This window comes from Nocardia sp. NPDC019323, assembly GCF_044389845.1.
Classification (GTDB): domain Bacteria; phylum Actinomycetota; class Actinomycetes; order Mycobacteriales; family Mycobacteriaceae; genus Nocardia; species Nocardia implantans.
This window is the reverse complement of record NZ_JBIRYN010000001.1, coordinates 659,327-677,801: the sequence shown is the minus strand read 5'-3', so window position 1 is coordinate 677,801 and position 18,475 is coordinate 659,327. Positions and strand designations below refer to the sequence as shown.

Genomic DNA, 18,475 nt, shown 5'->3' with positions numbered 1-18,475 from the left:
GGGCACTCGTTCGTCTTCCGGCTATCGACTTCGTTCCAGGCCGCGGGACTCCTGTTCCCGTCCCGCCCTGGTGACCGTAGGGGCCTCACCGGGCCGGGTGCGCACGGCTTCGCCGGGCGGCTGTGCCTGTCCTACTTCGATCAGCATCCGTACCGCGGCAAGCTCCGGCGCGACACCCATTTTGGCCAGATGGGCCGCGATCGCCATGCGACGTTCCTGGGAGTCGTACCGCATAGCCGGGTTGCCCGCGGCGGTGGCCGCCATTCGGGAAGCCTCCGCCTGCGCGGAGAACCGGTCCTTTTCCAGCGACACACCCTTTTGCGGGATGGGCTTCTCGATGAGCCGGGCCAGCTCGGTGTTGCGCGGATCCTTGGCCTTCGCGTCGCGGGCCTCCCGCAGCTGCAGTTCCTTGGCCTCTTTGAGCCGGGCTTCGGTGAGCTTGACGCGCGCTTCGGCTTCCTTCTGACCACGCTCGCGGGTCCGCAAGGCGACCAGCGTCGCAAGCTGCAACATTGTCCTCATCATGGCCGCGGTTTCCCGGCCGATGTCGTCCAGTTCCTCGGACATGGCTGCTCCCCGATGCTGCAGTGATCACTATGGATGATTGTGGTGCTTCGTTACGGACGCCGCCACGCGAACTGTAGTCCCGTGCAGCGGGTCCCGCCTGCAAACGTGGACACCCGAAGAACTTGTGGCGTGGCGCTTCCTGCCCGGGGATAGCCCGGCCGAGGCCGCACTACGCTGCAAGAACTTCTTGTTTCGAGGTTACCTGACAAAGGTCGGCACAAACGAACGAGTGCGCTGCTTCATCGGCATATATCGCACATTTCCGGCGTGTCTTCGGGCGAGCCGGACGATCTTCGAGCTGAGGGCATCCTAACCGAAGAAGGCTCGACTTTCTCACGTCGACCTGGGGCTGGACACGACTCGGGCCCGCTGCCGGAGAACGGCGGCGGGCCCGAGGGCGCACACTCAGCGGTCGATACGCACCGACTGGATCGTGACCGGCTGCTTGGGCTTGCCGTCGCCGGGGCCGTTGGAGTCGTCCTGGCCCAGCGCGGCGATCTTGTCGAGAGTGCCGAGGCTGTTGTCGTCCACGGTGCCGAAGATGGTGTACTGGGGCGGAAGCTGGGAGTCGGCGTACACGATGAAGAACTGGCTGCCGTTGGTGCCCGGTCCCGCGTTGGCCATGGCCAGCACGCCGCGTTTGTAGGCGATCGGCTCCGAGGTCGCCGCAGGATCGTTCGGAGCGTACTGATCGGTCGGGTATTCGTTGTCGAACTCGTAACCGGGTCCGCCCATTCCGGTACCCGTCGGATCGCCGCACTGCAAGACCTTCAGGCCCTCGCCCGCGGTCATACGGTGACAGCTGGTGCCGTCGAAGTAGTTCTGCGACGCCAGGCTGACGAAGCTGTTCACCGTGCACGGCGAATCGGCGTTGTCCAGGGTCAGCCCGATCGGCCCCTGGCTGGTCTCCACGCTGACGCTGATCTTGGCATCGACGCCGGTGGTGGGGATGCCGTCGGCCTTCGGCTTGCCGACCGGCTTGTCGGCGGGCTTGGCGCTGTCGCGATAGGTGCAGTCGACCGTCGCGGGCTTGGCCTTCGCGGACGGCGGCGCGGCCGCGGCGGGAGTGCTGGACAGCGAGGCGTCGGCGGCGTCGGAGCTGCTGCTGTCGTCGCCGCGGGTCAAGAAGTACACCCCGGTCACGGCGGCGACCACCACGACGACACCGAGTACCGATCCGGCGATGGTGAGTTGCTTGCGCTTGCGCGCCCGCTCGGCCCGGTTGGCGAGCTGACGTTCCAGCTTGCGTTTCGCCGCTGCTCGTCGCTGTTCGTTGGTCGGCACTACCACGTTCCTCCCGTATCCGGTTACATCGGGATAAGAGTGTGCCATTTCTCCCTGAGACTGTTCCGCAACCTCCTCGAGAGGCGGTTCGGACAACCGGTTGGACTTGCGGGGCCGTAGTGGTGGAAACTGGAGCATCGTGACCAAGACCAGCAGCTTCTCCGCCCCGAAGGGGGTACCGGACTACGTGCCACCCGGCTCGGCCGAGTTCGTGGCGGTACGCGACGGCCTGCTCCGCGCCGCACGACTGGCCGGGTACGGGCATATCGAGCTGCCGGTCTTCGAGGACACCGGCCTGTTCGCCCGCGGTGTCGGCGAGTCCACCGACGTGGTCACCAAGGAGATGTACACCTTCCCCGACCGCGGCGACCGTAGCGTCACGCTGCGGCCCGAAGGCACCGCCGGCGTGATGCGCGCGGTGATCGAACACGGTCTCGATCGCGGCCAGCTCCCGGTGAAATTGTGTTACTCCGGTCCGTTCTTCCGCTACGAGCGGCCGCAAGCGGGCCGGTACCGGCAGTTGCAGCAGGTGGGCATCGAGGCGATCGGCGTCGACGATCCGGCGCTGGACGCGGAGGTCATCGCCATCGCCGATGCCGGGTTCCGTGGGCTCGGCCTGGACGGCTTCCGGCTCGAGGTCACCTCGCTCGGTGACGAGACCTGCCGCCCGCAGTACCGCGAACTGCTGCAGGATTTCCTGTTCGGGCTGCCGCTGGACGAGGAGACGAAGCGGCGCGCCCAGCTCAACCCGCTGCGCGTGCTGGACGACAAGCGGCCGCAGGTGCGGGAGATGACCGCGAACGCGCCGCTGATGATCGATCACCTGTCGGAGTCGGCCAAGGCGCACTTCGAGCAGGTGCTCGGCCACCTGGAAGCGCTCGGTGTGCCGTACGTGGTGAACCCCCGCATGGTGCGCGGCCTCGACTACTACACCAAGACCACCTTCGAGTTCGTGCACGACGGTCTCGGCGCGCAGTCCGGCATCGGCGGCGGTGGCCGCTACGACGGTCTCATGGCCGAACTCGGCGGGCAGCCGCTGTCGGGTATCGGGTTCGGCCTCGGCGTGGACCGGACCATGCTGGCGCTGACGGCCGAGGGCAAGTCGGCGGGCAACCCGGCGCGCTGCGAGGTGTTCGGCGTGCCGCTGGGCGACGCCGCCAAGCAGCGGCTGGTGGTGGTGGCCGCCCAGTTGCGCGCGGCGGGCGTCCGGGTCGATCTGGCCTACGGCGGACGCGGTGTGAAGGGCGCGATGAAGGCGGCCGACCGCTCCGGGGCGAAGTTCACCCTCGTGCTCGGCGATCGCGATCTCGCGGAGAACACCATCGGGCTCAAGGACATGGCGACCGGTGACCAGCGGCAGATTCCGCTGCCGGAGGTGGTCGGCGTGATCCGGGAGTCGCTGGCCGGGTAGCGCGGTGGCGGGTACGCGCCGGGTTTCGCGGCGCGACCGCCGACCGCACGGTACTGTGCGTCGAACCCGTGGCCGGCCGGGCGACGGGAGCGGTAGCGTGACCGGCGCGCGCACCACCGCCGCCGGAGTCGCGAGAGGGCGGAGCAGTGTCCACGAATTCTGATGACCAGCAGGCGATCGCGCCGGTGGGCCTCGATCTGGTCGCGCCCGAGTTGTACGCGCCGATGCTGCGCCGCCTCGCGCTGGCCGCGTCGGGCATCGGGCTCGGCGCGGCATTGCTGGCCGCGACCGTGGTGAGCTGGCCGATCGCGGCCGCCGTCGGCGTCGTCGTCGGCGCGCCGACCGTCCTGTACGCCGTCGCGCTGCGCCGGCGGCGAATGTGGTTGACGGGCACGGTGATTCACGCGCGCAGGCTGTTCGGCGAACGGCGGGTGGAGATGTCGGCGGCCACCGGGGTCGAAGTCCTGGTGTTCCCGGCCCGGTTGAGCCGGATCGCCCTGCGGGTCACCGCGGGGGAGGTGTCGCAGGTCGTTCCGCTGGCCATGTACACCGACGCGGGCAGCGGCCGCGAAATGCATCTGCTCGGTTTGCGCAGGCTCGCGGACGCGCTCGCCGCCAGTCAATTGGCCGCGGCGGTAGCGGTTTCGGAGATGCTGGTGCAGCAATTGCGGGCCGAGGCACGAGATGCCGGGCTGGAGGAGCGGCCGCTGTATCGCGCCGTGCGGCTGGCGCGCGCCAAGGACGCGGTGTCGCCGATCGTGCTCACCGACAGCGAGGTCGCCACGCTCGGCTGACCTTGCCGCGGTTGTCCTCGGGGACCGCGCGCGCGGCACTGTCGCGTAGCTCACCGTGGGCGTTCGGTCGCGGTGAGAGTGGTTAGGGTGGGCAGCAGAAGTCCGCCGATCGCAAGGAGTTCGTTCGTGAGCACCGCCGCTGGGACCGTGACCGTCACCGTGACCGGAGCCGCGGGCCAGATCGCCTACGGCATGCTGTTCCGGATCGCCTCCGGCGCGATGCTCGGCCCCGACACGCGCGTGCGTCTACGGCTGCTGGAAGTTCCCGCCGCGGTGGCGTCGCTGGAGGGCGTGGCGATGGAACTGGAAGACGGCGCGTTCGGGCTGCTGGATTCCGTCGACATCAGCGACGATCCGTGGATCGGTTTCGCGGGCGCCGACATCGCCCTGCTGGTCGGCGCACGGCCGCGCACCGCCGGGATGGAACGTGCGGACCTGCTCGCCGCCAACGGCGCGATCTTCACCGAGCAGGGCGCCGCGATCAACGCCAGCGCCGCCGACGACGTGAAGGTGCTCGTGATCGGCAATCCGGCCAACACCAACGCCTTCATCGCCATGAGCAACGCGCCGGACGTGCCCGCCGAGCGTTTCACCGCCATGACCCGTCTGGATCACAATCGCGCCATCGCGCAACTGGCCAAGCGGACCGGTGCGCCCGCCGCCGCCATCGCGCGGGTCGCGATCTGGGGCAATCACTCGGCGACGCAGTACCCCGACATCGCGCACGCCACCATCGCGGGACGTCCCGCCCTCGACCTCGTCGGCGATCCGGCGTGGCTGACCGAGGAGTTCGTGCCCACCGTGCAGCAGCGCGGCACCGCCATCATCCAGGCCCGCGGCGCGTCCTCGGCGGCGAGTGCGGCCAGCGCCGCGATCGATCACATCCACGACTGGGTGCGCGGCACCCGCGACGGCGACTGGGTGTCCATGGCCGTGCCATCGGACGGCTCCTACGGTGTGCCCGAAGGGCTGATCAGCTCGTTCCCGGTCACCTGCGCGAACGGCGAGTACACCATCGTGCCCGGGCTGACGATCGATGAGCAGGCCCGCGCCCGGATCGACGCCTCGGTCGCCGAGCTGGAGCAGGAGCGCGACGCCGTCATCGACCTCGGTTTCGCCAAGCGAGCTTGACCGGCCCCGCGGAGCAGGCGCGGGGCCCGCTATTCGACCGTCCAGGTCTCGGAGCCGGTGAGCAGCGACTGCAGCGATTCCGGACCGACCGGTTTCCGTTCCCGCGCCGTCTCGGTCTGGTAGCGCACCGCGTCGTCGTAGGTCGGCCGGCTGACGCTGCGGAAGATGCCCGTGACGACATGCTCGAGCCCCTGATCGGACAACCGCGACAGCGCGTAGGCGTACTCCGGGTCGTCGGCGTAGGCGTCGTGCACCACGATGTCGGACTCCGCGACGCTGTCGGCGCGTGCGACCGCGAGCCCGAAACCACGGCGCACAACCGCGAGTTCCCCCTCGGCCCCGAAGCGGATCGGCTCGCCGTGCCGCAGCGGGATGAGATGGTCCGCGGCGTTGTCGCGGCGCAGCACGTCGAACGAGCCATCGTTGAAGATCGGGCAGTCCTGCAGGATCTCCACGAACGACGTGCCGCGGTGCTCGGCGGCGGCGCGCAGCACTTCGGTCAGTCCCGCACGATCGGAGTCCAGGGCGCGGGCGGCGAAGGTGGCTTCCGCTCCCAGCGCCACCGACAGGGTGTTGAACGGGTGGTCCACCGAGCCCATCGGGGTGGACTTGGTGATCTTGCCCTGCTCCGAGGTGGGCGAGTACTGGCCCTTGGTCAAGCCGTAGATGCGGTTGTTGAACAGCAGGATGGTCATGTTCACGTTGCGGCGCAGCGCGTGGATGAGGTGGTTGCCGCCGATGGACAGCGCGTCGCCGTCACCGGTCACCACCCACACCGACAGGTCCGGCCTGCTGACCGCCAAGCCGGTCGCGATCGCGGGCGCGCGACCGTGGATGGAGTGGATCCCGTAGGCCTCCAAGTAGTACGGGAAGCGGCTCGAGCAGCCGATCCCGGACACGAACATCAGGTTCTCGCGGCGCAACCCGAGTTCGGCGAGGAAGCCGCGCACCGTCGCCAGGATCACGTAGTCGCCACAGCCGGGGCACCAGCGTACTTCCTGGTCGGAGGTGAAGTCCTTCACCTTCTGCGGTCCGTCCGCCGACGGCACCCCGGAGACTCCGGTCAGTCCCAGGTCGGTGCCGACCAGTGCGGTTTCCACGATGGTCATGCGTTACCCCCAGCCATCCGGTACGTGGCTGCCTCGCCTGCGCTCGGCCCGGCACAGGGCTGTGGACGGACTTCGTCCGGCAGCGTTCGATATGTGGCTGCCTCGCCTGCGCTCGGCCCGGCACAGGGCTGTGGACGGACTTCGTCCGGCAGCGTTCGGTATGTGGCCCTCGCCTTCGCGGCGAACACCTTGTTCTGTTCCAGCTCCTCGATCGACCCGTCCAGCGCCGCGTCGATGACCCCGACCAGTTCCTGGGCGGAGAACGCCGTGCCCGCGATCTTCGTCCACGGCCGCACGTCGACCAGGTACTTCGCTCGCAGCAGCATGGCCAGCTGGCCGCCGTTCATCTCCGGCGCGACCACGACGCGATAGCGGCGCAGCACGTCACCGAGATTGGCGGGCAGGGGATTCAGATGCCGCAGATGCGCCTGGGCGACCGGCACACCGCGCCGCCGCGCGCGCCGGCACGCCTCGCCGATCGGACCGTAGGAACTGCCCCAGCCGATCAGCAGCAGCTCGGCCGTGCCGTCCGGATCGTCCACCACGAGATCGGGCACCTCGATGCCGTCGATCTTGGCTCGGCGCAGGCGGACCATGAGTTCGTGGTTGGCCGGGTCGTAGGAGATGTTGCCGCTGCCGTCCGCCTTCTCCAGACCGCCGATGCGGTGGGCGCGGCCCTTCGTGCCGGGGACGGCGAGCGGGCGGGCGAGCGTGTCGGGGTCGCGTGCGTACGGCTGGAACGGATCGCTGTCGTCGCCTTCCGGTTCGAACGCCGGGTCGATGGGTTCCAGCTCCGCCACGCGCGGGATGGACCACGGTTCGGACCCGTTCGCGATCGCACCGTCGGACAGCAGCAGCACCGGAGTGCGGTAGGTGAGGGCGATGCGCGCGGCTTCGACCGCGGTGGCGAAGCAGTCGGCGGGGGAGCGGGGCGCGAGCACCACCACCGGTGACTCGCCGTTGCGACCGTAGAGCGCCTGCAACAGGTCGGCCTGCTCGGTCTTGGTCGGCAGTCCGGTCGACGGACCGCCGCGCTGCACATCGATCACCACCAACGGCAGCTCCGTCATCACCGCGAGGCCGATGGTCTCGCTCTTGAGCGCGAGCCCGGGGCCGGATGTGCTGGTGACGCCGAGCGAACCGCCGAGCGCCGCGCCCAGCGCCGCGCCGATGCCCGCGATCTCGTCCTCGGCCTGGAAGGTCGTGACGCCGAAATTCTTGTGCTTGCTCAGCTCGTGCAGGATGTCGGAGGCCGGCGTGATGGGGTAGGTGCCGAGGAAGACCGGCAGCCCGGCGAGCTGACCGGCGGTGATCAGGCCGTACGCGAGCGCGGTGTTGCCGGTGATCTGCCGATAGGTGCCCGGCGGAAGCTTGGCGGGAGCGATCTCGTAGGTGGTGGCGAAGCTCTCGGTGGTCTCGCCGTAGTTCCAGCCCGCGCGGAAGGCCAGGATGTTGGCTTCGGCGATGTCGGGCTTGGTCGCGAACTTCTCCCGCATGAACTGCTCGGTGCCGCCGATCGGGCGCCCGTACATCCAGGACAGCAGACCGAGGGCGAACATGTTCTTCGCGCGCTGGGCGTCCTTCTTTCCGACTCCGGTGGACTCGGTCGCGCCCAGGGTGAGCGAGGTCATCGGGACCCGGTGGACCACGAAGTCCGACAGCGTCTCGTCGGCCAGCGGATCGGCGGCGTAACCCACCTTGGCGAGCGCCCGCTTGGTGAACTCGTCGGTGTTGACGATGACGGTGGCGCCGCGCGGGAGGTCCTCCAGGTTCGCCCTGAGCGCGGCGGGGTTCATCGCGACCAGCACGTCGGGCTGGTCACCCGCGGTGAGGATGTCGTAGTCGGCGATCTGGATCTGGAACGACGAGACGCCGGGCAGCGTGCCCTGGGGCGCGCGGATCTCGGCGGGGAAGTTGGGCTGGGTGGCCAGGTCGTTGCCGAAGGCGGCGGCCTCGTGGGTGAAGCGATCGCCGGTCAGCTGCATTCCGTCGCCGGAGTCCCCGGCGAACCGAATGACAACCTTTTCCAATTTAGCTGTGCCGACATCGTTTTGGTGTGAAACCATATGCCTGCTTCACTTCCTCGTCGCTGAGAGGTGCCATCGCCAAACTACTCCGTCGAACGCGGTGCGCGCCCGTGAAGCGCGCGGACCGGCGAGATCCGGCGGTTGCCCGCGTCAGGCGAACAATGCCAGCTGCGCGTCGCTCGTGGGTGCGGTTTCGGTTCGTGTCTCCGGTTCGGGTCGCCCGCGCGCCGTCAAACCGTGTTTCGCCAGCAGCGGAGTGACCCGGGAGCGCAGCCAGGCGGAGTACTCCGGGGTGACGTAGGCGCCGTGCCGGTACAGCTGGCGGTAGCGGCGCAGCAGCGCCGGATGGTGCTCGGCCAGCCAGGACAGGAACCAGCCCCTGGTGCTGCCGCGCAGGTGCATGGGGAACGCGACCGCCGATTCCGCCCCCGCCTCGGCGATCGCGCCGAAGATCGCGTCCAAGTGGGCGCGGCCGTCGGTGAGGCAGGGAATGACCGGTGCGACCAGGACGTTCACCGCGAACCCCGCGTCGGTGAGCGCGCGCACCAACTCCAGCCGGGCCCGGGGCGACGGCGTGCCCGGCTCCAGGCTCCGGTGCAGATCCTCGTCGAGGATCGCGATCGACACCGCCAGGCTCACCCGCACCTGCCCCGCCGCGGCGGTGAGCAAAGGCAGATCCCGGCGCAGCAAGGTGCCTTTGGTGAGGATGGAGAAGGGGGTGCCGGATTCGGTCAGCGCGCGAATGATGCCCGGCATCAACCGATATCGCCCCTCGGCGCGCTGATAGGGATCGGTGTTGGTGCCCAGCGCCACCGGCTCGCGGCGCCATGACCGCCTGCCGAGCTCCTTGCGCAGCACCGCGGCGACATTGGTCTTCACCACGATCTGCGAGTCGAAGTCCCGGCCCGCGTCCAGGTCCAGGTATTCGTGCGTGCCGCGCGCGAAACAGTAGCGGCAGGCGTGCGAACAGCCCCGCATCGGATTGACGGTCCACTGGAACGGCACGTTCGCGCCTTCGGGCACCCGGTTCAGCGCGCTCTTGCACAGCACCTCGTGGAACGTGATGCCCTCGAACTCCGGTGTCCGCACGGTGCGCACCAGACCGGCCCGGGACAACCCGGGCAAGGCGCCGTCCTCGGCGTCCAGGGTCTGGCTTTGCCACCGCACCCCCTCAGTCGAACATGTGTTCTAGCGACTGTCAAGCGATCTGCTTGGCGCCGGGAGGAGTGAGCGCCGCCGGGTCGGCGAAGAAGGCGACCAGGTCGCGCACCGTGTCGTCGAGCGAGCGCGGCCGGTAGCCGAGCTCGCGTTCGGCCTTGCCGTGGTCGACGACCGGGGCGGAGATCAGCGCGCCGAGCGCCGCCTTGGAGACGATGTCGGAGTTGAACAGCTTGCCGATCGGCGCGAGCATCGGGATGACGCCGGACACGAGCTTGGGGGAGATGGCGAACCTCGGGCCGCGCTTGCCGCCGTGGGTCGCGGCGACGCGGCACAGCTCGAGCATCGAGATCATCGAGCCGCCGAGCAGGTAGTTCTCGCCCGTGCGGCCGTGCTCGCAGGCCAGTGCCAGGCCCTCGGCGACATCGCGCACGTCCACCAGGTCGAATCCGCCGCCGATCATGGCGGGCACGCGCCCGAGCGCCGCGTCCCTGAGCGTCCGGTTGATGCGGGACAGCGGCTTGCCGTAGTCCAGCGGGCCGAAGACGCCGGTGGGATTGCACAGCACGGCGTCGAGTCCCTGGTCGATCACCTTGCGCAGCGCCACCTCGCCCGCCCATTTCGAGCGGTCGTAGACGGGAAGCGCCGGGTCGGTCGAGCGCGGCGCGTTCTCGTCGATCCGGCCGCCGCAGCTGTACTGGTCGAACGCGTGGATCGAGCTGGCGTGCACCATCCTGCGCGCGCCGACCGCCAGCGCCGCTTCGGCGACAACGCGCACCCCCTCGGTGTTCACCCGCCAGGCGAGATCGTTCTTCTCGGCCAGGGTGATCACCGCGACCAGGTGGTAGACCACCTCGGCGCCGTCCAGCGCGGCGCGCATCGACGCCGGGTCGAGCACGTCGCCGCGCACCCAGGTGACGCCGGGCGCCGCCGGCTCGGCGGGAACGGCCCGATCGACGGCCGTGACCTGGTGACCGCGCTCGGTGAGGAGGCGGAGCAGATTCGTGCCAAGGTAGCCGGCTGCGCCGGTCACTGCGACCTTCATGGGACAGAGAATATAGAACTTGTTCTAATTTGCAACACGTTCCAGTTCGGTCCGGTTCGCCCGGTCCTGCGGCGCGTTCGGGCTCGAAACATGCCGGTCCGGTCCGCTATATTGAGCGCATCCGTAGCGGCCCTTGCCGATTCGGCAGGGTAGGCGGATTCGAAAACTGCATGACGCGGATCTGTACGACGATTTGGGGGGCAACTCGATGAGTGATCTCTCGGTAGAGACCGAAGCGGTCCGGGCGTTCGCCGCCACGAACGCCGGTATCGCCGGTGATCTCGCGGGGGCGGGCAATTTCGACGCGGTGAAGAACGTTTCGGCGCTCGTGCCGGTCTTCGGCTTGATCGGGGCGGACTACCTGGCGATGTTCGCCGCGGCGCAAGTGCTGCAGGCCAAGGACATCAACGATCTGTCCGCCAAGTACGCCAAGCTGTCCGACTCGGCGTTCAGCGCCGCCGCCGCGTACGACGCCGTGGACTGGTCCAACGCCGGTGCGCTCGGGTCCATCGCGGGCCAGATCGGGGGCGCGGTATGAGACCACTGGACAGCGGCCTCATCGCGCCGCAGGACGAGGCGGTCGCGCACGCGGCCGAGCAGAACGTCGCCATCGGCCAGCAGGCCGTGCTCGACGCGCTGCAGCAGACACCGGCCCAGGCGGTGCTCGACCTGCCGCTGCCGCAGTTGCCCGAAGACCTTCCCCCCATCGAGCCGCCCGCGTTCGTGCTGTCGCGCAAGATCTCCGAGGATCAGCAGTCGGCCACCGTGCCCGCCGGTCTGCCCGGACTGAACGGCGCGCCGAGCGCCGAGGACGCGCACGGCGTCGCGCATCAGGCCTCGGCGCTGCTCGGGGACACGAACACCGCGTTCGACCAGGTCGCGGCACCCGCGATCGAGACGGCGCTCGATCAGGCGAACGGCGTGCTGAACGGCGCGCTCGCCGCCGCGCCGAGCGCGATCGCCAGCACGGTGAATCAGGCGGCGGCCGCGGCCGGCTCGCTGCCCGCTCTGCCCGCCGATCCGGTGGCCGCCCTGCTGCAGGGCGTCGCGGTGCCCGCGCTGCCCGGCGTCGACGTGTTGATGAAGCCGATCCTGGACCTGCTGAGCAGTTTCGGCACCGGCGTCATCGGCGCGTTCGACCCGACCGCGATCCTCAGCCAGTCCTCCAAGGTCATCGAGATGGCCATGCAGGTGGGCAAGGGCAGCATGAGCACGGTCGAGCAGCTGTGGCAGAGCCAGGCCGCGCGCAACGCCCAGGCGGCGAGTCAGCAGGCGAATGTGCAGGGGCAGGAGACCAGCCAGCGGGGCATCGACATCTCCGAACTCACACAGCGGGCCGCCGCGGTGGTGCAGCAGGGCAACGCGCAATTGCTCGGCATCGCGTCGTCGTTCGCCACCCAGGCCACCGCGCTCGCGCCGGTGATCCTCACCCCGCCCGCCCAGGCGACGCTGATGGCGTCGGCCACCGAACACCTCGGTCAGGCCGTCGGCGTGGTCAACGCCACCCGCGGTGACCTGGCGGGTAAGACCGCCGAGCTCAGCGGGATGGTGCAGCAGCTGGTCGCGCCGGGAGGCGGGCCCGCGCCGCAGGAGGTCGCCCAGGCTCTGGCCGAGAACGTCGGCCAACCGATCCTGGAGCAGGCGCAGTCCACCGCTTCGGACACCGCGACCAAGGCGGCGGGCCTGGACTCCGCCACGCCGGGGACCACGTCGCCCACGACCACGCCGTCGTCGGTGCACAGCACCCCGCACAGTCCGAGCACCAGCCACGGCACGCCCAGCAGTCTGCTGGGCAGCAGCCCCGGCCGTCCCGGCAGCCCGAGCACGCCGTCGGTTCCCAAAGCCAGCGGCCTGCCCGGCACCACTGTCCCGCCGATCCGGCCGGTCTCCGGTGTACCGGGCACGTCGCTCGGTACCGGCACACCGGCCGGTACGACCCCCGCCGGATCCAGCAGCTTCATGGGCGGCCCGGCCGGCGCGGCGGGGCAGCGCGCCAACGACGAGGAACACTCGCGCACGGTGCAGCCCTACTCGAGCCCCACCGGCAACGACGACCTCACCGGCCCCCTGGGCGAGTCGACGCCGGATGTCATCGGTGCCACGCACTCGGACGAGATCATCAGCTCCGACTACGAGCAGGACCAGTTCTGACGCAACGCCGAGCGGGCCGGGCGCCGTACCCGGCCCGAACGGCCGCCGGGCCGGGTGACGACGAGAGTCTCAGTTGTCCTGCACGAACGAGTCGATCAATTTCCGGTAGAGGTCGGCGAAGCGTTTGCGTGCGGCCTGCTGCTCCGCGCCGAGCCCCTCGGTGGTGTCCGGCGAGTACACCACCAGGTGCACGTCGTCCGACGGCGACTGCGGCATGAGGTCGATGATCCGGCTGCTCTGGTCCGTGGCCTTCGGCACGCCCAGGTCCGCCGTGGCCAGCGCCTTGGTCTCGGCCAGCGCCGCGCTGAGCACGTCGGAGGGGATATGCCCGTCGATCCGCTTCGGCGGAGTCTCGGGACGACGCTCGGCGGCCACCGCGTCGGGGCTGCTCACCGCCCTGCCGTCGGCGAAGATCTCCAGCTGCGGGCGCAGATCCGTCCGCGTCTGCCAACCGTCGGGAATGGTGGTCAGCGTGAACAGCGCCAGCGGCGCGGCGATCGGCGGTAGCGCGCTGGGGCGATCCAGTGCCGGGTCGGCCGTCGCGGCGCCCGAGCCCACCGCGACGATCAGCGTCACAACCAGCAGAACGGCTTTCGTTACTCGCATCGATCCCATCTTCCGGTGCTGTCCGTGTCCACCTGCGGCACAGGCGAACTGCCGTAGATCATGACAGCGCGCCGACCCTCGGCGGGAGTCGGCGCGCTGTATCGCTCGGATCCGCTGCTATCGCAGACCGGACGGGTTGTTCAGGTCCGGCGCCGAATACGTGTCACAGGCGCGGACCTGACCGGTCTTGTAGCCGGTGAGGAACCACTTCTGCCGCTGATCGGACGAACCGTGGGTCCACGCTTCGGGATTCACCCGGCCCTGCGCGGCGCGCTGGATGCGGTCGTCGCCGACCGCGGCGGCCGCCGACAGCGCGTCGTTGACGTCCTTGTCCGACAGCGGTTTCAGGAACGGCTGGTCGCTGCCCGGCGCGCGTTGCTTGTCCGCGAAGTGCGCCCAGATGCCCGCGTAGCAGTCGGCCTGCAATTCGGTGCGCACCGCGTCGGAGTTCGCGCCCCTGGGATCGCGCTGCGCGCGGCCGATGTCACCGAGCAGGTTCTGGATGTGATGGCCGATCTCGTGCGCCACGACGTATTCCTGCGCCAGCGGGCCGCCACTGGAACCGAAGCGATCCACCAGTTCCTGGAAGAAGCTGGTGTCGAAGTAGGCGGTCCGGTCGGCCGGGCAGTAGAACGGTCCCACCTCGCTGGTGGCGTTGCCGCATCCGGTCGAGGTGGCTCCGGAGAAGAGCACGACCTTCGGCTGCGAATAGCGTTTGCCCGCTTGCTTCGGCAGCTCGGCCGACCACACGGCGTCCAGGCTCTGCGCGGTGAGTGCCACCCGGCAGTCGACGTATCTGTTGGCGTCCGCGCCGGTCTTGCAGTGGCTCGGCGTGCCTGCCGTGCCCGGCTGCGTCTGGCTCTGGTCCTGCGCGCCGGTGAAGCTGCCGAGGATGGATCCGGGGTCGCCACCCAGCAGCAGCGCCAGCACCAGCACGATGAGCCCGCCCGCGCCGCCGCCCAGCGCGAGCTTGCCGCCCATGCCGGGACCGCCGGACGAAACCCGGTCGGGGTCGATCTGCATGCCCTCGTTGAAGGTCATCGTCGTCGCTTTCTCGCTCGTCCCCCGGGGTCACCCAACCCGCGGCGGTCCGGGCCCCCGGTTCACACTCCCTCGGATACAGCTTGGCACGGGCGCGTCGATATCGGTTTCCACTCACCGAATGTGTCTCACTACGATGGACTCGCACCTGGTCACACCGCGCCGGTGCCAGAGTCGTCGAAAGGAACCCCGTGCTGCGCACCCACTTGGCTGGTTCGCTGCGAAGCGAGCATGCCGGTCAGACCGTCACTCTCACCGGCTGGGTGGCCCGGCGGCGTGACCACGGTGGGGTGATCTTCATCGATCTGCGTGACGCGTCCGGCGTGGCCCAGGCGGTGTTCCGCGAGGGCGAACCCGCCGCGCAGGCCCACCGGCTGCGCGCGGAGTACTGCGTGCGCGTCACCGGCACCGTCGAACCGCGGCCCAGCGGCAACGAGAACCCGGAACTGCCCACCGGCGCCATCGAAGTGAACGTCACCGAACTCGAGGTGCTGAACGAGAGCGCCCCGCTGCCCTTCCAGCTGGACGAGCAGCCCGGCGAGGAAGCGCGCCTGAAGCACCGCTACCTGGATCTGCGCCGCGAAGGCCCCGCGCATGCCATCCGGCTGCGGTCCAAGGTCAACGCGGCCGCCCGCGAGGTGCTCGCCCGCCACGAATTCGTCGAGGTGGAGACCCCGACGCTGACCAGGTCCACCCCCGAGGGCGCGCGCGACTTCGTGGTGCCGGCGCGCCTGCAGCCGGGTAGCTTCTACGCCCTTCCGCAGAGCCCGCAGCTGTTCAAGCAGCTGCTCATGGTCGGCGGCATCGAGCGCTACTTCCAGATCGCGCGCTGCTACCGCGACGAGGACTTCCGTGCCGACCGGCAGCCCGAGTTCACCCAGCTCGACATCGAGATGAGCTTCGTGCGCCAGGAGGACGTGATCCTGCTGGCCGAGGAGATCCTGGTCGCGTTGTGGAAGCTGATCGGCTACGAGATCCCGACCCCGATCCCGCACATGACCTACGCCGAGGCCATGCGCCGTTTCGGCAGCGACAAGCCCGACTTGCGCTTCGGTGTGGAGATCACCGAGTGCACCGATTACTTCAAGGACACCCCGTTCCGGGTGTTCCAGGCGCCCTACGTGGGCGCGGTGGTGATGCCGGGCGGCGCGAGCCAGCCGCGGCGGCAGCTCGACGCGTGGCAGGAATGGGCCAAGCAGCGCGGCGCCAAGGGCTTGGCGTACGTGCTGGTGAACGAGGACGGCACTCTGGGCGGCCCGGTCGCCAAGAACCTCAGCGAGGCCGAGCGCGACGGCTTGGCCAAGCACGTCGGCGCGGTGCCGGGTGACTGCGTGTTCTTCGCGGCGGGCGCCGCGAAGGCGCAGCGCGCGCTGCTCGGCGCGGCGCGGGTCGAGATCGCCCGCAAGGTCGGTCTCATCGACGAGGACGCCTGGTCGTTCGTGTGGATCGTGGACGCGCCGCTGTTCGAGCCGACCGTCGAGGCGACCGCGAGCGGTGACGTGGCGGTCGGCCACTCCGCCTGGACCGCCGTGCATCACGCGTTCACCTCGCCGAAGCCGGAGTCGCTGGACACATTCGACACCGATCCGGGCTCGGCGCTGGCCTACGCCTACGACATCGTCTGCAACGGCAACGAGATCGGCGGCGGCTCGATTCGTATCCACCGTCGTGACGTGCAGGAACGTGTCTTCGACGTGATGGGCATCACGCCGGAGGAAGCCCAGGAGCAGTTCGGCTTCCTGCTCGACGCCTTCGCCTTCGGCGCGCCGCCGCACGGCGGCATCGCCTTCGGCTGGGACCGGGTCACCGCACTGCTGGCGGGCGAGGACTCGATCCGTGAGGTCATCGCGTTCCCGAAGACCGGCGGCGGCGTCGATCCGCTGACCGACGCGCCCGCGCCGATCAGCGAGCTGCAGCGCAAAGAGGCGGGTCTGGACGTCAAGCCGGAGCAGAAGAAGGGCGAGCACGCCGAGGCCGCGTCGTAGCGGAGCGCTCACCCGGACGGTACCTTCTGGTCAGCTCCGTCTGCCCGACCGCGAGGAAACCCGTTGCTGCACTTGCGCCTGATCAGCCCGCCCGAACTCACCGACGAGGTGCTCGCGGTGCTCGCCGCCGATCCGGGGGTCACGCATGTGACCCTGGCCCGCGGCATCGCGCTGGAGCCGAAGGGTGATCTGGTGCAAGCGGACGTGGCTCGTGAGGCTGCCAACGACGTGCTCGAGGACCTGACCGCTCTCGGCGTCTGCCGATCCGGCGGGATGACGCTCACGCCGGTCGAGACGGTCCTGTCGGAGGCGGGCGAGCGCGCGGTGCACGAGGCGCCCGGTGATCCGAGCGACGCGGTGGTGTGGGAGGAACTGGTCGCACAGACGCACGAGGAGTCGAGGCTCAACGCGACGTTTCTGGCGTTCTTGACCATCGCGTGCCTGCTCGCGGCCGTAGGTGTCGCGACCGATTCGCCGGTGACGATCGTCGGCGCGATGGTGGTGGGGCCGGAGTTCGGCCCGCTGGCGGCGTTCGCGGTGGCGCTGGCGCGCAAAGACTTCGGGCTCGCCCGTCGCTCGGCCATCGCGCTCGCCGTCGGGTTTCCGGTGGCGATGATGGTGACCTTGCTCGCGACGCTGGTGTGGGAGCAGGTCGGCTGGATCACCATGGACGGGGTGAGCAGCGTCGAGCAGGTCGACTTCATCTATCAGGTGGGGCCGTTCTCCCTGGTCGTCGCGCTGCTCGCGGGCGCGGCGGGCATGCTGTCGCTGGTGACCGCGAAATCGGCCGCGCTGGTCGGGGTGTTCATCTCGGTGACCACCGTGCCCGCGGCCGGCTTCGCCGTGGTCGCGGCGACCCTGGGGGAGTGGCGGGTGGCGTTCCTGTCCGCGGGGCAGTTGGCGGTGAACATGGCAGGCATCATCGTGGCCGGGATCATCGTGCTCCAGCTCCGGCCGCGCGCGGGCAGCGAGGCCGGTCCTGTGGAACGGTTCAAGCGCTGGATCGGCATGCGCTCACTGATCGAGAAGTGACCCTGCGTCACGCCGCGGCGACGATGCCTCCGGTGAGCACTCGGTAGGCGTAGGTCACCGCGATCACGGCGACCGGGCCCGCGACCAACAGCCCCAACCCGCACAGCAGCAGCCCCAGGAACGTGATCACCAGCACCGCCAGCGCGAGCAGGAGCACCTGCCACGCGTTGGCGACCACCAGCGTGAAGCTGGACTTCAGCGCCTCGAAGGGACCCTGGTCCTGATCGACGACGAAGTGCAGCGAGAACACGCACAGCAATCCCGCGATCAACCCGGGAAGCAGGCACAGCGCCGACCCGAGGAAGGTCAGCGTGAACGCCAGCAGTGCGGTGAGCAGCACGTTGCCCGCGTTGACGAATCGGAAGTAGGCGCCGAAAGGCGGTGGCGTGCCGTCGGTCTCATACAGTGCGCCACGCACCATCGCCGCCTGCAGCAGCCATATCGCGGCCATGACCGCCAGGAAGACGAGCAGCAGCGGCAGCATCGTCGTAGGGTCGGCGACCTGCACGACGAGCACGAATGCCAGGTAGATCACCAGGCCCGCCGCGGTCACCCCCACCCACGGCCCCGGATTGGACCGGAATCGCGCCCAGCCGTAACTGAGCGCCCGGCCCACGTCCAGGGTGGCCGGACCGGTGGGCACCTGCTGGTAGCCGTAGACCGGCTCCTGGGCGGGCGCCGGACCGGAGGGCGCCCAGCCCGGCCCGGTGCCTTGCGGGCCGTAACCGGGGTGGCCTATGCCGGCAGGTGGGGCCTGCTGCGGTGGTTCGTTGCCGTAATGCGCCGCGCCGGGCCCCTCGTACTGCGGGTATCCGCCCGGGCCTGCCATCTCGTGGGGGGCGTGCCCTGTCCTGGGGGCGGCAGCCTGCGGATCAGGGTTCACGTGCTGCCCCGGCCGCGCGGCGGAGCGTGCGTCGTCGTTCTGGGAGGGAGCGCCGCCAGCTGATTGTTTGGGTGCGGGAGGCGGGGTGTCGGTCATGCGTAGACCTTTCCACTCAACTGGTTTGCGGTGTGGCGCAGGGCAGTTGACGATGACAAAACCCGACGGGTGCGGAGGTGTCAAGCGACCGGCGGGCGCCGTCCGGCCGTGCCGCGGACACGCCGAGCGACGCGGAAAGGTTGTGTAACCGCTCG

16 protein-coding genes are annotated in these 18,475 nt (G+C 69.6%); 7 read left to right on the top strand and 9 right to left on the bottom strand.

Annotated features, from left to right (window positions below; all coding sequences use genetic code 11):
* Window positions 1–21 precede the first annotated feature (21 nt).
* A complete protein-coding gene (locus tag ACH49X_RS03110) occupies window positions 22–567 on the bottom strand; it encodes a hypothetical protein (protein WP_195082304.1) in 546 nt (181 codons plus the stop codon).
* A 405-nt stretch (window positions 568–972) separates the two neighbouring features.
* On the bottom strand, window positions 973–1,851 hold the full coding sequence (locus ACH49X_RS03105) for a peptidylprolyl isomerase (RefSeq protein WP_195082305.1): 879 nt from the start codon (window positions 1,849–1,851) through the stop codon (window positions 973–975).
* A gap of 139 nt (window positions 1,852–1,990) precedes the next feature.
* On the opposite strand from ACH49X_RS03105, the gene hisS reads away from it, so the two are divergent.
* From hisS to ACH49X_RS03090, 3 genes are all read left to right on the top strand, one after another.
* Window positions 1,991–3,262 (top strand): histidine--tRNA ligase, encoded by a 1,272-nt coding sequence (gene hisS, locus ACH49X_RS03100; RefSeq protein ID WP_195082306.1) that lies wholly within the window; start codon window positions 1,991–1,993, stop codon window positions 3,260–3,262.
* A gap of 146 nt (window positions 3,263–3,408) precedes the next feature.
* On the top strand, window positions 3,409–4,056 hold the full coding sequence (locus tag ACH49X_RS03095) for a hypothetical protein (protein ID WP_357206720.1): 648 nt from the start codon (window positions 3,409–3,411) through the stop codon (window positions 4,054–4,056).
* 126 nt (window positions 4,057–4,182) lie between these two features.
* The gene (locus ACH49X_RS03090) at window positions 4,183–5,187 is read left to right on the top strand and encodes a malate dehydrogenase (protein WP_357206718.1); all 1,005 of its coding nucleotides are present in this window, start codon (window positions 4,183–4,185) and stop codon (window positions 5,185–5,187) included.
* Between the two features lie 29 nt (window positions 5,188–5,216).
* Here ACH49X_RS03090 and ACH49X_RS03085 read toward each other — a convergent pair whose 3' ends face one another.
* The 4 genes from ACH49X_RS03085 to ACH49X_RS03070 all read right to left on the bottom strand — a co-directional run bounded on the left by ACH49X_RS03085 (window position 5,217) and on the right by ACH49X_RS03070 (window position 10,526).
* Window positions 5,217–6,296 carry a 2-oxoacid:ferredoxin oxidoreductase subunit beta gene (locus ACH49X_RS03085; RefSeq protein ID WP_357206716.1) on the bottom strand — a complete coding sequence of 360 codons (1,080 nt, stop codon included), beginning with the start codon at window positions 6,294–6,296 and terminating at the stop codon, window positions 5,217–5,219.
* Window positions 6,293–8,362 carry a 2-oxoacid:acceptor oxidoreductase subunit alpha gene (locus tag ACH49X_RS03080; protein ID WP_357206714.1) on the bottom strand — a complete coding sequence of 690 codons (2,070 nt, stop codon included), beginning with the start codon at window positions 8,360–8,362 and terminating at the stop codon, window positions 6,293–6,295. The genes ACH49X_RS03085 and ACH49X_RS03080 overlap by 4 nt, the downstream gene beginning before the upstream one ends.
* Window positions 8,363–8,473: 111 nt before the next feature.
* Window positions 8,474–9,490 carry an Rv2578c family radical SAM protein gene (locus ACH49X_RS03075; protein WP_195082310.1) on the bottom strand — a complete coding sequence of 339 codons (1,017 nt, stop codon included), beginning with the start codon at window positions 9,488–9,490 and terminating at the stop codon, window positions 8,474–8,476.
* Between the two features lie 31 nt (window positions 9,491–9,521).
* On the bottom strand, window positions 9,522–10,526 hold the full coding sequence (locus tag ACH49X_RS03070) for an NAD-dependent epimerase/dehydratase family protein (protein ID WP_357206712.1): 1,005 nt from the start codon (window positions 10,524–10,526) through the stop codon (window positions 9,522–9,524).
* Between the two features lie 208 nt (window positions 10,527–10,734).
* Here ACH49X_RS03070 and ACH49X_RS03065 point away from each other — a divergent pair, with 208 nt between their 5' ends.
* Together ACH49X_RS03065 and ACH49X_RS03060 are read left to right on the top strand one after the other, a co-directional pair.
* Complete coding sequence (locus ACH49X_RS03065; protein WP_040867626.1) at window positions 10,735–11,064, top strand: type VII secretion target; 330 nt, start codon at window positions 10,735–10,737, stop codon at window positions 11,062–11,064.
* The gene (locus ACH49X_RS03060; protein ID WP_357110304.1) at window positions 11,061–12,677 is read left to right on the top strand and encodes a hypothetical protein; all 1,617 of its coding nucleotides are present in this window, start codon (window positions 11,061–11,063) and stop codon (window positions 12,675–12,677) included. The genes ACH49X_RS03065 and ACH49X_RS03060 overlap by 4 nt, the downstream gene beginning before the upstream one ends.
* A gap of 69 nt (window positions 12,678–12,746) precedes the next feature.
* Here the strand turns inward: ACH49X_RS03060 and ACH49X_RS03055 are convergent, their stop codons facing one another.
* Together ACH49X_RS03055 and ACH49X_RS03050 are read right to left on the bottom strand one after the other, a co-directional pair.
* Window positions 12,747–13,283: a hypothetical protein gene (locus ACH49X_RS03055; protein ID WP_195082314.1), complete on the bottom strand. Its 537-nt coding sequence runs from the start codon at window positions 13,281–13,283 to the stop codon at window positions 12,747–12,749.
* 117 nt (window positions 13,284–13,400) lie between these two features.
* Window positions 13,401–14,324: a neutral zinc metallopeptidase gene (locus tag ACH49X_RS03050; RefSeq protein WP_357110309.1), complete on the bottom strand. Its 924-nt coding sequence runs from the start codon at window positions 14,322–14,324 to the stop codon at window positions 13,401–13,403.
* Between the two features lie 191 nt (window positions 14,325–14,515).
* Between ACH49X_RS03050 and aspS the strand changes: the two genes are divergently transcribed.
* Together aspS and ACH49X_RS03040 are read left to right on the top strand one after the other, a co-directional pair.
* On the top strand, window positions 14,516–16,309 hold the full coding sequence (gene aspS / locus ACH49X_RS03045; RefSeq protein WP_357110312.1) for an aspartate--tRNA ligase: 1,794 nt from the start codon (window positions 14,516–14,518) through the stop codon (window positions 16,307–16,309).
* A 63-nt stretch (window positions 16,310–16,372) separates the two neighbouring features.
* On the top strand, window positions 16,373–17,341 hold the full coding sequence (locus tag ACH49X_RS03040; protein ID WP_195082317.1) for a DUF389 domain-containing protein: 969 nt from the start codon (window positions 16,373–16,375) through the stop codon (window positions 17,339–17,341).
* A gap of 7 nt (window positions 17,342–17,348) precedes the next feature.
* Here the strand turns inward: ACH49X_RS03040 and ACH49X_RS03035 are convergent, their stop codons facing one another.
* Window positions 17,349–18,320, bottom strand: coding sequence for a hypothetical protein (locus tag ACH49X_RS03035; protein ID WP_357110315.1), 972 nt, complete (start codon window positions 18,318–18,320; stop codon window positions 17,349–17,351).
* Between the last annotated feature and the right edge of the window lie 155 nt (window positions 18,321–18,475).

Excerpts from the sequence above, each read along its gene's own strand:
- ACH49X_RS03110 (WP_195082304.1), bottom strand. The coding sequence starts at position 567 with ATGTCCGAGGAACTGGACGACATCGGCCGGGAAACCGCGGCCATGATG.
- ACH49X_RS03085 (WP_357206716.1), bottom strand. The coding sequence starts at position 6,296 with ATGACCATCGTGGAAACCGCACTGGTCGGCACCGACCTGGGACTGACC.
- ACH49X_RS03080 (WP_357206714.1), bottom strand. The coding sequence starts at position 8,362 with ATGGTTTCACACCAAAACGATGTCGGCACAGCTAAATTGGAAAAGGTT.
- ACH49X_RS03070 (WP_357206712.1), bottom strand. The coding sequence starts at position 10,526 with ATGAAGGTCGCAGTGACCGGCGCAGCCGGCTACCTTGGCACGAATCTG.
- ACH49X_RS03065 (WP_040867626.1), top strand. The coding sequence starts at position 10,735 with ATGAGTGATCTCTCGGTAGAGACCGAAGCGGTCCGGGCGTTCGCCGCC.
- ACH49X_RS03060 (WP_357110304.1), top strand. The coding sequence starts at position 11,061 with ATGAGACCACTGGACAGCGGCCTCATCGCGCCGCAGGACGAGGCGGTC.
- ACH49X_RS03055 (WP_195082314.1), bottom strand. The coding sequence starts at position 13,283 with ATGCGAGTAACGAAAGCCGTTCTGCTGGTTGTGACGCTGATCGTCGCG.
- ACH49X_RS03050 (WP_357110309.1), bottom strand. The coding sequence starts at position 14,324 with ATGACCTTCAACGAGGGCATGCAGATCGACCCCGACCGGGTTTCGTCC.
- ACH49X_RS03035 (WP_357110315.1), bottom strand. The coding sequence starts at position 18,320 with ATGACCGACACCCCGCCTCCCGCACCCAAACAATCAGCTGGCGGCGCT.